General features: G+C 62.1%; 14 protein-coding genes. 13 read left to right on the forward strand and 1 reads right to left on the reverse strand.

Annotated elements, in window-relative coordinates; all coding sequences use genetic code 11:
- Positions 1-6 precede the first annotated feature (6 nt).
- The 13 genes from tssE to CIB54_RS17940 all read left to right on the forward strand — a co-directional run bounded on the left by tssE (position 7) and on the right by CIB54_RS17940 (position 16,225).
- Complete coding sequence (gene tssE / locus CIB54_RS17880; protein WP_101220502.1) at positions 7-408, forward strand: type VI secretion system baseplate subunit TssE; 402 nt, start codon at positions 7-9, stop codon at positions 406-408.
- Entirely contained in the window at positions 398-2,185 is a 1,788-nt protein-coding gene (tssF, locus tag CIB54_RS17885; RefSeq protein WP_101220503.1) for a type VI secretion system baseplate subunit TssF, read from the forward strand. Before tssE ends, tssF begins: the two co-directional genes overlap by 11 nt.
- Positions 2,149-3,156 (forward strand): type VI secretion system baseplate subunit TssG, encoded by a 1,008-nt coding sequence (tssG, locus tag CIB54_RS17890; protein WP_065952473.1) that lies wholly within the window; start codon positions 2,149-2,151, stop codon positions 3,154-3,156. The genes tssF and tssG overlap by 37 nt, the downstream gene beginning before the upstream one ends.
- A 12-nt stretch (positions 3,157-3,168) precedes the next feature.
- The gene (locus tag CIB54_RS17895) at positions 3,169-5,607 is read left to right on the forward strand and encodes an AAA family ATPase (RefSeq protein WP_101220504.1); all 2,439 of its coding nucleotides are present in this window, start codon (positions 3,169-3,171) and stop codon (positions 5,605-5,607) included.
- Positions 5,604-7,136 carry a sigma-54 interaction domain-containing protein gene (locus CIB54_RS17900; RefSeq protein WP_101220505.1) on the forward strand — a complete coding sequence of 511 codons (1,533 nt, stop codon included), beginning with the start codon at positions 5,604-5,606 and terminating at the stop codon, positions 7,134-7,136. Before CIB54_RS17895 ends, CIB54_RS17900 begins: the two co-directional genes overlap by 4 nt.
- 80 nt (positions 7,137-7,216) lie before the next feature.
- Complete coding sequence (locus CIB54_RS17905; protein ID WP_101220506.1) at positions 7,217-7,348, forward strand: type VI secretion protein; 132 nt, start codon at positions 7,217-7,219, stop codon at positions 7,346-7,348.
- Between the two features lie 20 nt (positions 7,349-7,368).
- Positions 7,369-8,559: a type VI secretion system-associated FHA domain protein TagH gene (tagH, locus tag CIB54_RS17910; RefSeq protein ID WP_101220507.1), complete on the forward strand. Its 1,191-nt coding sequence runs from the start codon at positions 7,369-7,371 to the stop codon at positions 8,557-8,559.
- Between the two features lie 5 nt (positions 8,560-8,564).
- Entirely contained in the window at positions 8,565-9,050 is a 486-nt protein-coding gene (gene tssJ, locus CIB54_RS17915) for a type VI secretion system lipoprotein TssJ (protein ID WP_101220508.1), read from the forward strand.
- Between the two features lies 1 nt (position 9,051).
- Entirely contained in the window at positions 9,052-10,380 is a 1,329-nt protein-coding gene (tssK, locus tag CIB54_RS17920) for a type VI secretion system baseplate subunit TssK (RefSeq protein WP_101220509.1), read from the forward strand.
- A 5-nt stretch (positions 10,381-10,385) separates the two neighbouring features.
- Positions 10,386-11,246: a type IVB secretion system protein IcmH/DotU gene (gene icmH, locus CIB54_RS17925; RefSeq protein ID WP_101220510.1), complete on the forward strand. Its 861-nt coding sequence runs from the start codon at positions 10,386-10,388 to the stop codon at positions 11,244-11,246.
- Positions 11,247-11,265: 19 nt separating this feature from the next.
- On the forward strand, positions 11,266-14,622 hold the full coding sequence (gene tssM, locus CIB54_RS17930; RefSeq protein WP_101220511.1) for a type VI secretion system membrane subunit TssM: 3,357 nt from the start codon (positions 11,266-11,268) through the stop codon (positions 14,620-14,622).
- Entirely contained in the window at positions 14,589-15,350 is a 762-nt protein-coding gene (locus CIB54_RS17935) for a PP2C family protein-serine/threonine phosphatase (RefSeq protein ID WP_101220512.1), read from the forward strand. Before tssM ends, CIB54_RS17935 begins: the two co-directional genes overlap by 34 nt.
- Positions 15,347-16,225, forward strand: a complete 879-nt coding sequence (locus tag CIB54_RS17940; protein WP_101220513.1) for a serine/threonine-protein kinase — start codon at positions 15,347-15,349, stop codon at positions 16,223-16,225. The genes CIB54_RS17935 and CIB54_RS17940 overlap by 4 nt, the downstream gene beginning before the upstream one ends.
- Here CIB54_RS17940 and CIB54_RS17945 read toward each other — a convergent pair.
- On the reverse strand, positions 16,195-16,524 hold the full coding sequence (locus tag CIB54_RS17945) for a DUF6388 family protein (protein ID WP_101220514.1): 330 nt from the start codon (positions 16,522-16,524) through the stop codon (positions 16,195-16,197). The genes CIB54_RS17940 and CIB54_RS17945 overlap by 31 nt on opposite strands.
- Positions 16,525-16,529 lie beyond the last annotated feature (5 nt).

The raw sequence follows: 16,529 nt of genomic DNA on the forward strand, positions 1-16,529 counted from the left end.
CAGGGAATGCGCCACCACAGAAGCCTCTTCGAGCGCCTTGAGCCCGACGCGTCCGCCAGCGTGTGCCGCGTGACGTCCGTCGCCGCGCATTTGACGAAAATGCTCAGCACCCGTGCAGGCAGCGTCCAGACGCTGCCGGATTACGGCTTGCCTGATCTCAATGATATGCGGCTCAGCCTGCACGAATCCCTGACCCAGTCGCGGCTGCTGATCGAGCGCTTTATCCAGGCCTACGAACCACGGCTGGTGAATGTACGCGTCAGGGTGCTCCCCCGCGTGCACGAAACGTTGGTATTGGCCTTTGCCATTGATGCCGGACTGCTTATTGACGGTGGCACCCAATCTGTCGTGTTCCATGCGCGCCTGGCGGATGCAGGGCAAGTGGAGGTCTGCGCAGATGGCCTTTAACCGTTATTTTCAAAGCGAACTCAGTGCCCTGCGGCAACTCGGGCGGCGCTTTTCCGAGCGCAACCCGGCCCTGGCACCGTTTCTCGCCGAGGCCGGTCAGGACCCGGATGTGGAGCGCTTGCTGGAGGGCTTTGCGTTTCTGACCGCGCGCCTGCGTCAGAAGCTGGATGACGAGCTGCCTGAGCTGACGCATTCGTTGATGCATCTGTTATGGCCCAACTACATGCGGCCGATGCCTGCTTTGAGCATCCTGCAATTTGACCCGTTGAAGTGCGCCGGCCCCAGTGTTCGAGTGGCACGGGATACCGCCGTGGAAAGCCTGCCCATCAAGGGCGAACGTTGCCGTTTCAAAACCTGCTATGCCACCGATGTCATGCCGTTGCAACTGCGTAGCCTGGATTACACCTGCCAGGGTGCAGTGGACTGGTTGGACCTGCGCCTGACCATGAGCGCAGAGGGTAATTTCAGTGCGTTGGCATTCGATTCGTTGCGCCTGCACCTGGCCGGAGACCGCTATATCAGCCAAGGCCTGTACCTTGGCCTGTTGCGCCATCTGGACAGCATTCAGGTGCAGCTATTGGACCAGAGTGGTTCGCCGGTCAACGGGGTCGACGATCAGCCGGCCACGCTGCGGCTCAGCGCCAGCCAGGTCCGGCCGGTGGGTTTTGCACAGGAACACGCACTGATTCCCTACCCGCAAAACACCTTTTGTGGTTATCGCCACCTGCAGGAATATTTCACGTTTCCCGAGAAGTACCTGTTTGTCGATATCGAAGGGTTGGCTGCCCTCCATCGGTTTCCCCAGGAAATCCTCAAACAGGCACACGGCATGCTGTTGCGCTTCGAGCTGTGCGGCCAGGGCCGTGCGCTTGCACGCCCCACCCTGGACAACGTGAAGCTGTACTGCACGCCTATCGTCAACCTGTTCAATCACGATGCGATACCCATTCGGCTGGACGGAAAACAGGACGAATACCTCCTGTTGCCCGGGGAATACTCCCCTGGAAATGCCGGTGTGTTTTCGGTTGACCGTGTTACAGGATGGCGGCCCGGTGGCGTGGGGTATCAGACGTATGTGCCCTTTGAGTCCTTCGAGCATGACGGCGACCTGCAGACTGCGGGGGCGTCTCCCAGCTTCAGCATCCGTCAACGGCCTTCGGTACAGCATGACGGGCTGGCTACCTGGATAGGGTTTGACGGTCGTCGCGAGCAGGGCCCGGAAACCCTGTCGATCGAGCTGACGTGCACCAACGCAGGCCTGCCGCGACAGTTACGGGCCGGTGACATCAACCAGCCCGGCGAGCACACCCCCGAGTCGTTGACGTTTTGCAATATCACCGCGCCAACCGCGAGTTTTGCGCCGCCGCTGGACCAGGATTACCTCTGGAAGCTGATCAGCAACATGTCGCTCAACTATCTGTCGTTGACCGATATCAACGCGCTGAGGGTGATTCTCGAAACCTACGATCTGCCGCGCTATCACGATCGACAGGCGCTGAACATCAGCCGGAAAAAGTTGGGCGCGCTGCGCTCCATCCAGCATGAAGCGGTTGACCGCTTGCACCGTGGCCTACCGATTCGCGGATTGCGCGTGGACCTGACGGTGGACCCCCTGGGGTTTGCCGGCCAAGGCGATCTGTTTGTGTTTGCTTCGGTCCTCAATCAGTTCTTTGCGCTGTACGCCAGCCTCAATTCCTATCACGAGTTGCGAGTGATCAGCACACAAGGAGACGTGTATCTATGGCCGTTCCAGATGGGGCAGCAACCCCTGCTTTGACTCGGCTGTGCCGTGTCATCCGCGAATACACGCTGTTCCAGGCGGTGGTGCAGGTGGTCGCACGCTTACGCGAAGCCCATCCACGGCTGGATGAGGATGCGCTGTACGACCTGCTGGAATTCCAGGCCAATCCAGGCCTGGGGTTTGCAGGACACGATATCGATCACGTGGCGTTTTTCATCGACCACGGGACCTTGCGTGCGCGCCTGCGCATCAATGTGCTGGGGTTGTTCGGCGCGGGTTCACCATTGCCCGCGTTTTATGCTGAGCAGGCATTGGCGGAACGAGCGGGTGGCAATCCCACGCGCGATTTCCTCGATGTGTTCCACCACCGACTGCACCGCCTGATGTTACCGATCTGGCGGAAATACCGTTACCCGGCCTGTTTCCAACAGGGCGCCCGTGATGGGTTTTCACAGCAGATGTTTGCGCTGATCGGCCTCGGCAGTCACGCGATACGAGGGGCCTCGCGTCTCGATTGCAAGCGCTTGTTGCCTTACCTCGGGCTGCTGAGCCTGCGAACGCACTCGGCGACGTTGATCGAGACCGTCCTGCGGTATTACTTCAAACATGCCTCGGTGTTCATCGAGCAATGGGTCGCACGCACGGTGGACGTTGCGCAGTCGCAGTGCAATGACTTGGGCCGCGCCAACTGTGAGCTTGGCCAGGACCTGGTGTTGGGGCGCCGGATCGCTGACCGCAGCGGCAAGTTCAGGGTGCATATCACGGCGTTGGGTTGGCAGCGTTTTCACGATTTTCTCCCCACGGGAACGGCGTATGCCCCGGCGTGTTCGCTGGTGCGTTTAACCGCGCCGGATGCGCTGCAATTTGACCTGCGCCTGGTGCTGGCGGCCGGCGAAATCCGGGCGCTGCACATCGGCGCAAACAATGTGTGCCGCCTGGGTTGGACCACGTGGCTGGACCATGAGCGAGCCGAGGGTGCGATCACACTCGACGGGCATTTTCATTAAGGATTGATGAGCATGATTAATGTGGACCTGCAACAACTGATCCGCACGCTGACGGACCAGACCCGCTGTGACCTCACGCGTTCTGCCGAGCGCTGCATGACAAGAGGCGGCCATGAAGTGTTAGTGGAGGATCTGCTCCTGGCCCTGCTCGAGCATCCCGCCGGGCTGATGGTCAAGGCATTGTCCGATGCCGGCATTCCCGTGGGCGAACTGCAGTCAGCCTTGCAGCCCAGGAGTGAGCAGAGCGCTACACGCAATCCGGTGTTCGCCCAGGCCCTGGTGCTGTGGTTACAACAAGCGTTGATCATTGCGCACGTGGAGTTGGGTCAACGTTTCGTCGATCACGGCGCCCTGTTGCTGGCACTTTTACAGCACCCGCTGGAACACGCGGGCAGCGGGTATTACGCCGTGCTCAGCCGCCTTGACACGGGCAGGCTGCGGGATTTCCTGAAGAGCCAGCCCAGCGAGAACCAGCCGATTGCCAACGAGTCGCTGTTGCAACGCTTTACCCAGGACCTCACCCGGCAGGCCCGTGAGGGCCGGATAGACCCCGTGCTGTGTCGTGAGCGTGAAATACGCCAGTTGATCGATATTCTGCTGCGCCGGCGCAAGAACAACCCGATTCTTGTGGGGGAGGCCGGGGTAGGGAAAACCGCGATCGTCGAAGGACTTGCGTTGCAGATCGTCGCGTTGCAAGTGCCCGAGGCCCTTAAAGCGGTTCGCGTGCTGACCCTCGATATGGGCCTGCTGCAAGCGGGGGCCGGCCTCAAAGGCGAGTTCGAGCGGCGTCTCAAAGGGGTAATCGATGAAGTGAACGCATCGCCGGAGCCGGTGATCCTGTTTATCGACGAAGCCCATACCCTGGTTGGCGCTGGCGGCCAGCCGGGAGGCCTGGACGCGGCCAACCTGCTCAAGCCGGCGCTGGCTCGCGGCGCGCTGCGTACGATTGCCGCCACGACCTGGTCGGAATACAAGCAGTACATCGAAAAGGACCCGGCCCTGGCGCGGCGGTTCCAGCCGGTACTGGTCGCGCAACCCGGTGTCGAGCAGGCGGTGTCGATTCTGCGGGGACTGGTGCCTGCCTATGAAGCGAGTCATGGCGTGTACGTGCGTGATGATGCGGTGGTGGCGGCCGCTCGCATGAGTGCACGCTATCTTGCAGGCCGACAACTGCCGGACAAGGCAGTGGACGTGCTGGATACCGCCTGTGCCAGTGTTCGCACGCGTCAGGCCATGCCGCCGCAGGCATTGCAGGCGCTACGCACCGAACTGATCGAGGGTCAGCGGCAGGCGCGGGCGCTGGGTCGAGACGCCGAGCTCGGTTTGCCGGTGGACGCACAGGCCTTGCAGGCGTTGACGCTGCGCCTGGAAACCCTTGAGCACGAGCGCCTGGCACTTGAGCGGCGCTGGCTTGAGCGGGGTGAGCAGCCGTCGGCTAAACCTGAGGTATGCCCGCGTGGCGTAGCGCAAGTCATCAGCGCGTGGACCGGTATTCCCACCGAGCAGTTGGCCCTGGAACAAAACGAAAAAGTCCTGGGGTTTGCCGAGGCTCTGCGCGCGCGCGTGCTTGGGCAGGAACACGCGGTGCAGGCCCTGGATCGCGCCATGCGCGCGGTCGCCGCTGGGCTTGACAAGGTCGATGCGCCTGTCGGGGTGTTTCTACTGGTGGGGCCAAGCGGTGTCGGCAAGACCGAAACGGCACTGGCGCTGGCCGATCTCTTGTACGGCGGTGAGCAGTTCGTTACCACGATCAATATGTCGGAATATCAGGAGAAGCACGCGCTTTCCCGATTGATCGGCGCGCCGCCGGGTTATGTCGGTTATGGCGAAGGCGGGGTATTAACGGAAGCCGTACGCCAGCGTCCCTATTCGGTGGTGCTGCTCGACGAGGTGGAAAAAGCGGACCCGCAGGTATTGAACCTGTTTTACCAGGTGTTCGACAAAGGCCGTGCCAATGATGGCGAAGGGCGGGAAATCGACTTTCGCAACACCGTGCTGCTGATGACTTCCAACTTGGCAAGCGACTGTATCGACGCGCTTTGCGCAGACGGTCAACGACCTGATCCCCAAGTGCTGCAAGACGCGATCTATCCAGTACTGCGTGCCCACTTCAAGCCCGCATTGCTCGCCCGCATGCGTGTCGTACCGTATTACCCGATTGGGGAAAAGGTGCTGCACGAGGTCGCCGCACTCAAACTGGCGAGCCTTGGCCAGCGGCTGCACCAACGTCAACTGGCGTTCACCTGGACGCCTGGATTGGTGGCGCACATGGCCGAGCGTTGCGCTGACGGCGACAGCGGTGCGCGGTTCATCGACCAGTGGATCGAGCGGCATTTATTACCGCAGATGGTGGATGGTCTGCTCGACGCCATGGCCGCGGACGCACCGGTTGTCTCGGTGCATGCCCGATTGGATGGCAACGGCCAGCCCGTCTGTGAGTTCAGCCAATGACCGGAAAAAGCCTTGAGCAACTGCCTGACCCGCTTGCCCATGCCCGCGCCATGCTCGACTGTTTCACGCGAATAGGCCTGGACACCGACGTCGCTTCATTGCCCGGCGTGTGCGTTTCGGCTGCGGCACACATGAGCCACTGTGAACTGAGCCAGTTGTACCGGCTCGATGAAGGAACTGGTCGGCTTGATCTGATCGCCCAGCACCTGAGCACGACACCCTCGTTGGAGGTTGCGGCTGCAGCTATCGATCTGCTGCAGGTGCCTTTGCTGCGCGACACCGTGAACCAGGGCGTTGCCGTCGATGTGGAAGATGGGCAAAACAGTCCCTACGACATGGCTTTTTTGCCGGTGCTCGCGTCACCTTGGCGCGCCATGTTGAGTGTGCCGCTGTTCAACCGCCTCAATGCAGTCACGGGCGTGCTCCTATGCGCCGCTCAACGCCCGGCGCCGTTACGAGGATACGCGTGCTCGCTGGGCCAGTTCGGCAGCTTCGCCTTGCACCAATTGGCTCTGTTGCGCAGCCTGCGGTGGGTGCCGGCTGTTGCACCGCAAGGACACGAACAGTCGCTGGCCGGTACTTATGGCCTGATTGGCAGCAGCACAGCGATGGCCCAGACCTGCCAATTGATCGGCAAGGTGCTGCATACCCCTTATACCGTCCTGCTGCGGGGAGAAACCGGCACCGGCAAAGAAGTGGTGGCTCGGGCCATCCACCTGGCAGGGCCGCGTGCGGCCAAGGCGTTTGTGGTGCAGAACTGCGCGGCGTTCCCGGAAGGCTTGTTGGAGAGTGAGCTGTTCGGCTACCGAAAAGGCGCGTTCACCGGTGCCGAGCGCAACTATGCCGGGCTGTTCGACGCCGCGCATGGCGGCACTCTACTGCTGGATGAAATCGGCGACATGCCGCTGTCCCTGCAAGCGAAGCTATTGCGGGTATTGCAGGAAGGCGAGGTTCGTCCATTGGGCGCCAGTGCAGCGCACAAAGTTGATGTGCGTATCATCGCGGCCACTCACCGCGACCTGGCAGCCATGGTCGCCGAAGGCCGCTTTCGCGAAGACCTTTATTACCGGCTTGCCCAGTTCCCCATCCACTTGCCCGCCTTGCGTGAGCGGGACGGAGATGTGCTGCAACTGGCACGCCATTTCGCCGTCAAGGCGTGCGCAAGCCTGGGGAGGACACCTGTGCAATGGTCGAATATCGCCCTTGATCAACTGTCGAGTCATCCCTTTCCCGGCAACGTGCGTGAACTCAAATGCCTGGTGGAGCGAGCGGTGCTGTTGTGTGACGACGACGTGATTCTGCCGGTGCACCTGTCGCTGCCCCAGGCACCGGCCGCTACCGCCGTTGATGATGTAACGCTGCGCCAGCGTATGGAACGGGTAGAGCGGGTGTTCCTGCTCGATTGCCTGCACAAGAATCGTGGCAACCGAACCCGTACCGCCCGTGAACTGGGTGTTGCACGGCGCACGCTGCTGTACCGGCTGGCGCGCTTGAACATTGCCTGCGGCGATGCCCGTGGGGAGCGTTGAACGGTGTATCTGAAGATTGCCGAGATCATCGCCGCCGCCATCGATAGGCGTCGGCATGCCTTTCACCGAGGAGAAACCTGATGCTTGATCGTCCCCGGCACCTCATCGTGCTTGTGCTGTGTCTGCTTGGCGGTTGTAACGCCAACTATGTATTCGATGACGCCCAATACCGGCCTTTGGGTGAGCCTCAGGCAGTGATCCGTGGCCGCTGAGCAGAGGAGGGAGCCTGACCATGCAACTCGTGTTTGAAGTATGTGAGGCCGCAGGCGCCAGTCCTGCGTCCACGGTGCGCAAGGTGTTTGACGGCGTCGGCGGCGTGATTGGCCGTGGCTCCGGCTGTGACTGGGTAATCCACGATCCCAGCCGCTTGCTCTCAAGCCACCATGCCCTGGTGGGTTGCCGGGAAGGACGTTACTTTCTCACCGATATCAGCAGCAACGGTATCGGCATGCCAAGCAGTGGTGAGCGACTGCGCAAGGGGCAGGCGCGACTGATCGAGGAGGGCGATGTATTCGAGCTGGGGACGTTGTCGATACGCGCGCGGTTGATTGAACCCGCTCAACCCTTTGATGAACTGCCGATCAGCACGGGTATACCGATTCCCGATGACGCTTTCCTGGCGCTGGACCCGTTGCAGGCGCTGGACCTTGAGCACCAGCGGCATAGCGTCTCGGATGAGCTGGCGGCGTTGAGTGCAGGCGTCGGCGAACTCGGGGCATGGGCTGATCGGTATGCCGCCGACCGCGAGCATGTGGCGATGCCGCGCAGGGTTGATCCCCTCAGGGAGATGCCCGTGGCTGAATCTGTCGCGATGGCAGCCTCGTCCGACGAGGTCTTCTGGATCGCGTTCGCTGCGGCGCTGGGGCTCGACCTGGACAGGCTTGACAGTGCTGCCCGAGAGGCGCTGGCGATCAAGGTGGCGCGCTTGTTTCGGCTGGAGGTAGAACGACTGCAAAGCAGCCTGCGCACCTGTGAACAATTGCAAGGCGAACTGGCAACGCTGCCTGTCGACGCGTTGCGCACCGCCCACAACCCCTTGCACAACTGTGTCGATACCGACGCGGCCTTAACCGCGATATTGGACATGGCGCAGGTGGCCCCGCTGTCTGGCGAACAGGCGATCGCCCAGGCTCACTGGGCGCTTCAGGTGCATCAGGTCGCGTTGCTGAGCGCCTGCCGCAGTACGCTGCGTAACGCTCGAGCCGCTTTCGCCCCAGGCCATTTACTGGCGTGTGCCGAATTTCAGGAAGCAGCCCCCCGATGGTTTTCCGACGGCGCGCGCTGGCGGGCATACCTGCGTCACTACCGGCGCCTGGTGGCGGATGAGCAGTCCGACGAGCGACCGCTGGGCAGCGACTTCGTCAGGGCCTATGAGGAACAGGTGCGCCTGATCTCAACCCTGCACAACGATTATCCAGGATGATATTCATGCATCGAGCCACCCTCATATCGCTGTTGCTCATGCTCGGACTGTTGGCTGGCTGCAGCGCCCTATCGCCGTTCTCGACGTTGACCAAACTGGATCTGGTACTGACCGCCAACGAGCACGTCAACCCGGATCTTCAGGGTCGACCCTCGCCGATCGTGCTGCAGTTGATTGAACTGCGCCATGGCGTTGCCTTTGAGAACGCCGACTTCTTCAGCCTGTATGACAACGCCGAGCAGAGTTTGCCAAAGGACTGGGTGAGCAGTGAGGAAGTTGAACTGCGCCCGGGCGATCGACTGGCACTCAAGTTGAGGGTCGAACCAAACAGTCATTTTGTGGGCGTCCTGGCGGCCTATCGAGACTTGCCACACGTTCAATGGCGGCTGCTCGTTCCGCTCACCGCCCGGCGCTTGAACCGTGCCGAGCTGGTGCTGGACCAGGACGGAATCCGGCTTGCCGACCCGCGTTCCGACAAGGAGGTGCAGTGATATGCACGTACATAAAGTCATATGGCAGGAAGGCATGCTGTTGCGGCCACAGCACTTGCAGCACAACGACCGGCATTACCAGCAACAGCTCAACCAGACGCGGTTGCTGGGCCCTGATGCCTGGGGCTTCCTCACACTGGAATTCGATGTGCAGTACCTCAACCTGGGCAAGCTGGTGGTCACTCAAGCCAGCGGTGTGTTGCCGGACGGCACCCTGTTCGACCACGGTACCGCCATGGAACCCCTGGTATTACAGGTGCCCGCCAATACCGGGGAACAGGCCGTTTACCTTGCGCTGTTACTGGCGACCGACAATCAGATTGAAGCCCGGCAACCGGAGCAGGGCGATGTCCTGGCGCGCTACCTCAGCTGTGAAGTGGAGGTAGGCGACTCGAATGCCGGGACCGGCTCTCGTTGTCGGATTCACTGCGCGCGACCTGATCTGCGCCTCCTGTTGGGTGAGCCGCAGAGGGAGCAGGGTTACGTCACACTCAAGGTCGCACAGGTACTGGAGTCTACCGACGCGGGGGGCGTGCGCCTGGACGCGGAGTTCGTCCCTACGTTCATTTTTATGCATGACCGCGGGTATGTAGCCTCTTGTCTCAAGGAGGTGATCGGCTTGCTTGCATCGCGGGGGGATGCCATCGCCGCGCGGATCAGGGGGGAGAGCACCGCCGCCGGCACGCAGGTGGGCGATTTTCTGATGCTGCAGGTCATCAATCGTACCGAGCTTGCACTGCGCCACTGCTTGAGCCAGGCCCGGGTGCGCCCTGAAGCGGTGTTCGGTGCACTGTTGGCGCTGCTCGGCGAGTTATCAACGTTCGCCAGCGATAGCAGGCGCGCTGAGCTGGACGTGCATTACCGGCACGCCGACCAGGGGGCAAGCTTCCGCGGGCTGATGGAAGCGGTGCGGGGCGTGCTGTCGGTCGTGCTGGAACAACACTCTATCGAGTTGACGTTGCAACAGCGACAGTACGGCGTATTGGTTTGCCCGGTAAGCGACTTGAAATTGCTGGGCACTGCGACGTTCATCCTGGCGGCCACGGCGCAGTCTGATTCGGAGCAATTACGCCAACGCCTGCCAGCGCATCTGAAAGTCGGCCCCGTTGAGCGCATACGCGAGCTGGTCAACCTGCACCTGGCGGGTATCAAGGTCAAGCCACTGCCCGTAGCGCCGCGCCAGATCCCGTTTCACGCCGGCAAGACTTATTTCATTCTGGACATGAGTGCCCGCGACATCGCGCAGTTGCAGCAGTCGGGTGGGTTCGCGTTCCACGTGGGGGGCGAATTCTCCGGGCTTGAGTTGGCCTTCTGGGCCATCAGGAATTGAACGCTATGGACAGTGAATATTCGCAGGATGAAAAAACCGTTCTGCTCGATCGCGACGGCCATGGGCCCGCACAAGGAGCGCTTACGCAGTTCCCCTCGCCGCCACGCTACGAACAGTTGCAGGATCGGATGATCTACGCGAGCCAGGCGTTGGACGCACACAGCTTCGCGACAATGCTCAACCCGCTGGTGGTCGCGGCTTGGGACGTATTGTCGCAAGTGGTCCGGCTCAAGGGCTGCTCAGGTCGTGAAAACCTCGTCACGATCAACGATCGGTTGTCATCAGCGGTGACTCAATTCGAAACCCGTGCCTTGCAGGGAGGCGTTGAGAACACTCAGGTCATGTCTGCGCGCTACGTGTTGTGCAGCCTGATCGACGAAGCAGTCGTCACCACGGCGTGGGGCGCTCGAAGCGACTGGTCGAAGATGAGCCTGTTGAGCCGCTTTCACCACGAGACGTTTGGCGGCGAGAAGGTCTTCCAGTTGCTCGAACGCCTGGCGCGTGATCCGGTAAAACACGTGGCGATGCTTGAGCTGGGGTACCTGTGCCTGTCCCTGGGGTTCGAAGGGAAGTTTCGAGTGATGGAGCGGGGGATGCTGCACCTCGAGGCCGTTCGCGATGGCCTTTATCGACAGATCCGGCAGGTGCGCGGCAATCCGTCGTCGGCGCCGGTTTTGCCGCCCGGGCAGGGGCGTGCGCGCGGCAAGCGCCTATGCGTCATCCCTGCGCGCTGGTTTGTTGCCTTCACGCTGTGTTGTTTGCTCGCGATGTACGCAGGGTTCTCCTGGGTGTTGGAGCGAGACAGGACCAGCGCACTGCAGAATCTTCAACTTTCGGCGTCGGAGCCTACCCGGACGCCCTTGTAAAAAACGCAGGGAGCAATGAATGAACGCATTCTTCAAGGGCGTGGGCGCCGTGCTGGGCAGAGTATGGGTTTGGAGCCTGATACTGGTGCTTTCCTGCGCTGTGCTGGTGTGGTGTGTCGGACCGCTGCTGGCCGTGGACGACCACCGGTTCTGGCAGGGCGCGACTGCCCGCCTGGTCACCATCAGCGTTTTGTTTCTGCTGTGGGGATTGGCGATGGTCCTGGCGGATGGGCGCCGTGCTGCCGGACGCGAACGGCCGGATTCGCCAACGAGCCAACCTTCGCTGGCGGCGGTGGAGGACGAGCGCAAGTACGTCCATGGCCGTTTCAAGCAAGCGTTGCACCGGTTGAACACGTCCCCTCGCTATGGAGAGCGCAATGCGCGTTGGCGCCATGATTTGCCCTGGTACCTGCTGATCGGAGAATCGCGCAGTGGCAAGACCCAGCTGTTGGAAGCAGCCGGCTTGCAGTCACCGCGCGATCAGATGGACACAGGGTCGACGGGCAGCAGCACACAGTGTGAATGGTACTTTGCCGACGAAGCTGTGCTCATCGACACGCCAGGGCGCTATCTGGTTCAACCCGACCGTTCGGTGGACGTCGCCGGCTGGACCACACTGTTGAACAGGCTGAGGTGGCGGCACCGAGTGCGTCCGCTCAACGGCGTGGTGGTGACACTCTCGGCAGACAGGCTTCTGAGCGGTAACGAGCACGACCTGGAGCAATCGGCCCGCCATGTGCGTTCGCGCCTGCAGGAGATCCAGCAGATGCTGCATGTGGAGGTACCCGTCTACCTGGTGTTGACCCAGGCTGATCGACTGTCGGGGTTCATCGAGTACTTCGACTCACCCTCGGCGGACGATGTCGATGCGGTGCTGGGCCAGCCGCTGGAGGCTGACAAGGCGGGCAATGACATTACCCAGGTTCGCCAGGCGTTCGAGCAGTTACTGCAACGTCTGCACAATGAATTGATCGAGCGATTACACCAGGAACGCGATGTCGAGCGTCGCAGGCAGATGCTTGAGCTTCCCCAGCAGGCGGCGCGAATGGGCGAGCGTTTGTGCCTGTTCATCGAGGGGGTGTTCTGTGCCCATCGCTACCAGCGCAGCAACGGTTTACGCGGGTTCTACCTGACCTGTGCCAGTGACAGGCGCAGCCATTTCGTGCAGGGGCTGTTCAGCCGGGTGATCTTTGCCGAGGCGGATCTCGCCACATTGCAGAGCCGCGAGCGACAGCGCATCTGGCGGCGCAACGGGGGGCTGGGAATCGCCGCTGCGCTGGTTCTGGCGTGTGCCGCAGGGCTGTGGATGCACAGTTACGCGATCAACCAACACCGTTTGGCTCACATCGCTGCACTCAGTGCGCCCGTTGCGCCGGGTAGCGATGAAACCTTGACGACCCTGGCGCTGCTGGACGCGCGCTGGGCGGCAACCCAGGTGTTTGCGCCTGCAGCCGACACTCCGCTGATTGAGCGTGCCGGCCTGTATCAGGGCGAGGTCAGCCGTCCACGGGTGTCGCGCGCCTATGAGCAAGCGTTACAGCAGCGACTGCTGGGCCGAACCGCTGCCCTGCTCGAAGAGCAGGTACGCGCCAGCCTCGGCGATAGAGAACGCCTGCTCGACAACTTGCGTGCGTACCTGATGCTCAATCTGCGTGAACGGCGTGATGCCGCGTGGCTGGCGCAGCATGTGGCGAGTTATTGGTCGCTGCGGTTTGCCGGTGATATGCCGGTACAGACGCGCCTGAATGAGCATTGGGCGCGACTGCTCCAACAGCCGTTCTCAGCCCCCCTCAATGACGACCTGGTGGCTCAGGCGCGTGCCGCGCTGCGGGGAGAGTCATTGGCCGATGTGGTGTATCGGGTGCTGCGCGAACAATCGCGCGACCTGGAGCCGTTGCGCCTGGCCGAGGGCAAGGTATTTGCCGCCATCGAGCCATCTGTTCCCGGTTTCTACACCAGAAGGTACGTGCAGTACTTCGAGACCCAGGGCCCCAGGCTGGTGAACGCCATCGCCCAGGATAACTGGGTACTGGGGGAAGGCACTGACTTGAGCGGCCAGGATTTGCAGCGCTTGATGACCCAACTGCAACAGCGCTACTTCAGCGAATACGCCCAGGCCTGGAGCGACGCCTTGGGGCGTGTCAGGCTGTTGCCAACCGACAGTCTTCGCGAGGATGCCGAACGGCTCGCGGGGCTGACCTCGGCGCAATCGCCGGTACTGCTGTTATTGCAGCAGCTTCGCGAGAACACCCGCTTGCTGCCTGGCCTTGAGCTGCCGGCCACGGTGGCCCAGCCGTCAGGTGCGTTGGGCACTATCGCCAAGGCCGCGTTGGCGCAGGGGCAGGCGAGCCTGGGCGACTCGGCTCGCCGGGCCTTGCAGCGGCGTTTTGAACCGCTGCATCAATTGCTGGACGAGCAGCAGAACCCCGGCGCCGAGCTGACCCGGGGGTTGGGCCTGCTCGACCAATTGCACCTGCAACTGGCGGCGCTGAACCGTGAGGGTTCGCCTGAGCAGGCGGCTTTCTTACGGGCAAAACGGCGCATGGACGGCCAGCAGGACGTGCTGGGCGACCTGCGTGAAACGGCCACCCGTCTGCCGCTTCCGCTGGCCGGCTGGTTCGAAGGGATTGCTGAAGAAACCTGGCGCCATGTGCTGGACCAGGCCTATGCCCACGTCAATCAGCACTATCAGAGCGAGGTGCAGGGTCTTTACGCCAGGACGATTCGCCAACGGTATCCGTTCGCTGCCCACGCCTCGAGTGATGTGGCCCTTGAGGATTTTCGTGAGTTTTTCAAACCCCAAGGTGTCCTGGCGCGTTTTTACGAGGCTTACCTGCGCTCTTTTGTCAGCGCGGATGGCACGCGCTACCGGTTACGCGGAATGGACGGGCAGGGTTTACCCATCTCGCGCTCGCTGCTGGATCAACTGACGAAAGCCCAGGTTATCCGACGTGGCTTTTTCACCGAAGAGCAGGGCGAGCTGGCCGTGCGTTTTACCCTGGCGCCCTACAGCCTGGATCAGTCGGTCAACCGGGCGACTTTGCGATTGGGTGAACAGCAGCTGGAATACCGGCACGGCCCGATCATCCCCATGGCGTTCCGCTGGCCCATCGAAGCGGACAACGGTCGTGCCAGCCTCGTGCTGGACAGAGGCGCCGAACTGCGCCCGCTGGGTATCGAGAAGAACACCGGCGCCTGGTCGTTGTTCCGGTTTTTCGACCTGCTGCACCGAGAGCCTGCCAGTGGTGGCAACGCGCAAATGGTCAAGGCCGACCTGGCCGGGCTGCGCGCCCATTACCTGCTGGCGAGCCAGCGAACACCCAGCCCATTTGAAATGGACACATGGCGCACCTTTCGCCTGCCGGAGCAACTGTGAACTCGCTGCGCCCCACATGGCGCAGTGCCGGGCGTACACAGCGCGGGCAGTCACGGCCGCGTAATGAGGATGCCTTGCTCGATTGCCCGCAACTGGGCTGTTGGGCCGTGGCGGACGGCATGGGCGGGCACCGGCATGGCGATGTCGCCAGCCAGTGGGTGATCAGCAGCCTGGCTTCGTTGCCCGCACGGGGCAGTCTCGATCATCGGGTCAATGCGGTCCGGCAGAGCTTGCAGGGTGTCAACCAGCGGCTGGCGAATGCGCGGCAGGCGCCAGGGGCACCCGGCAGTGGCGTGATAGGCAGCACGGTGGTGACGCTATTGCTGGAGCACGGGCGTGCGGCGTGTGTGTGGGCGGGGGACAGCCGCTGTTATCTGTGGCGCGAGCAGAACCTGTACCAGCTCTCCCGGGATCATTCGCTGTTGCAGCGTCTTATGGACGAGCGTCAGTTGAGTGCGACGCAAGCTGGCGCTCACCCTGATGCCAGAGCCTTGACCCGTGCAGTTGGCGGGCACTCTACCTTGCGGCTCGAGGTGCTGGAACTCAGTACCCGCCCTGGCGATGTATTTTTACTGTGCAGCGATGGTCTCTACCAGGCACTCAGCCATGCCGACCTGGGTCTGGCGTTGAGTGCGGGCGGGCCGCGACAGGTGGTGGACAGATTGTTTGCCAGCGCGCTGCACACCCCGGCGCGCGACGACCTGACCGCAGTGGTGGTGCAGTCATGAAGACAGGATCGACTCCGGTGTTGCTCGTCGGGCGCTACCACCTTGAGCAGGTATTGGGCCGGGGCGGAATGGGCGTGGTGTACCGCGCACGCGACCTGTTGCAGGAGCAGTTCGGTGAACCTTGTTCTGGTGTGGCGCTCAAGCTGTTGGACGAGTCTTTATCGGCGTGCCCGGATGCCCATGTGTTGCTGCACAGCGAGTTTGCGTTGTCTCGTCGTCTGCGACATGAACATGTAGTGAGGGTGTATTCGTTCGAGGTGGATACCTGCAGCCAGATCGCTTTTTTCACCATGGAACTGCTGCATGGCATGACGCTTGACCGGTTGCTGCTGGAATGTCCCGACGGACTGCCCTGGGCCGAGCTGCAACCGATTGCCCTGCAACTGCTGGATGCGCTGGCTTACGCCCATCAACATAACGTGCTGCATGGCGATATCAAACCGGCCAATGTCATGGTGGGAGAAGAGGGCGTGCGCTTGTTCGATTTCGGCCTGGGGCAGTCCATTGCGCTGACCACGGCGGATTTGCCGAGTGTGAGTCGCAGCCGCTTGAATGCCTGGACTCGCGCCTATGCTGCGCCTGAATTACTCGCCGGTGGCACGTTGACGCCCGCGGCCGACCTGTATGGCGTGGCGTGTGTTCTGTATGAGCTGGCCCAGGGGCGTCGCCGTGACAATCACCCTCCGGGCCACAGACTGCCACGGCCCTGGCAGTTGCCCCGGCGCTGCTGGCCGGCCCTCCGTACGGCGTTGGCGGCGGACCCGCAACGGCGGACCCTGACGGTGGCCGAATTGCGCGAGGCCATCGGTTGCAAGCGGTCTCGCTGGTACGGCTGGCCGCAGGGTCAGCCGCTCAAGTCATGCAGTTGGCAGTAGTCGGCCCAATTCATGCCGGCCATCTGTGCGACTTCCTTGTGCACCTCAAGGCGCTGGGTTTCGAAGGCTTCGCTGGACTCTGTCGTCAGCTTGAGGGTCAGCTCCCAGGCGAACAGGCCTTCGCGCTCGGCCTGCGCTTCGAATGCTTCGTATAGACGCTCGGTACGATACTGCGCCACGCTTTCCCCCCTGGCCTGGGCCGCCAGGGGGTTGAGGCTGTCCAGCTCGGTGGCCACATCCGGGTGTTCGCGCAGGAATCGGTCCAATGCGCGTTGGTAGTTATCGCCAGGTGCTGACAACGCCA

Source organism: Pseudomonas fluorescens, from assembly GCF_002837185.1.
In the GTDB taxonomy this organism is placed as follows: Bacteria; Pseudomonadota; Gammaproteobacteria; order Pseudomonadales; family Pseudomonadaceae; genus Aquipseudomonas; species Aquipseudomonas fluorescens_AM.

Coding starts and splice junctions, on each gene's coding strand:
- tssE (WP_101220502.1), top strand. CDS start 7: ATGCGCCACCACAGAAGCCTCTTCGAGCGCCTTGAGCCCGACGCGTCC.
- tssF (WP_101220503.1), top strand. CDS start 398: ATGGCCTTTAACCGTTATTTTCAAAGCGAACTCAGTGCCCTGCGGCAA.
- tssG (WP_065952473.1), top strand. CDS start 2,149: ATGGCCGTTCCAGATGGGGCAGCAACCCCTGCTTTGACTCGGCTGTGC.
- CIB54_RS17895 (WP_101220504.1), top strand. CDS start 3,169: ATGATTAATGTGGACCTGCAACAACTGATCCGCACGCTGACGGACCAG.
- CIB54_RS17900 (WP_101220505.1), top strand. CDS start 5,604: ATGACCGGAAAAAGCCTTGAGCAACTGCCTGACCCGCTTGCCCATGCC.
- CIB54_RS17905 (WP_101220506.1), top strand. CDS start 7,217: ATGCTTGATCGTCCCCGGCACCTCATCGTGCTTGTGCTGTGTCTGCTT.
- tagH (WP_101220507.1), top strand. CDS start 7,369: ATGCAACTCGTGTTTGAAGTATGTGAGGCCGCAGGCGCCAGTCCTGCG.
- tssJ (WP_101220508.1), top strand. CDS start 8,565: ATGCATCGAGCCACCCTCATATCGCTGTTGCTCATGCTCGGACTGTTG.
- tssK (WP_101220509.1), top strand. CDS start 9,052: ATGCACGTACATAAAGTCATATGGCAGGAAGGCATGCTGTTGCGGCCA.
- icmH (WP_101220510.1), top strand. CDS start 10,386: ATGGACAGTGAATATTCGCAGGATGAAAAAACCGTTCTGCTCGATCGC.
- tssM (WP_101220511.1), top strand. CDS start 11,266: ATGAACGCATTCTTCAAGGGCGTGGGCGCCGTGCTGGGCAGAGTATGG.
- CIB54_RS17935 (WP_101220512.1), top strand. CDS start 14,589: ATGGCGCACCTTTCGCCTGCCGGAGCAACTGTGAACTCGCTGCGCCCC.
- CIB54_RS17940 (WP_101220513.1), top strand. CDS start 15,347: ATGAAGACAGGATCGACTCCGGTGTTGCTCGTCGGGCGCTACCACCTT.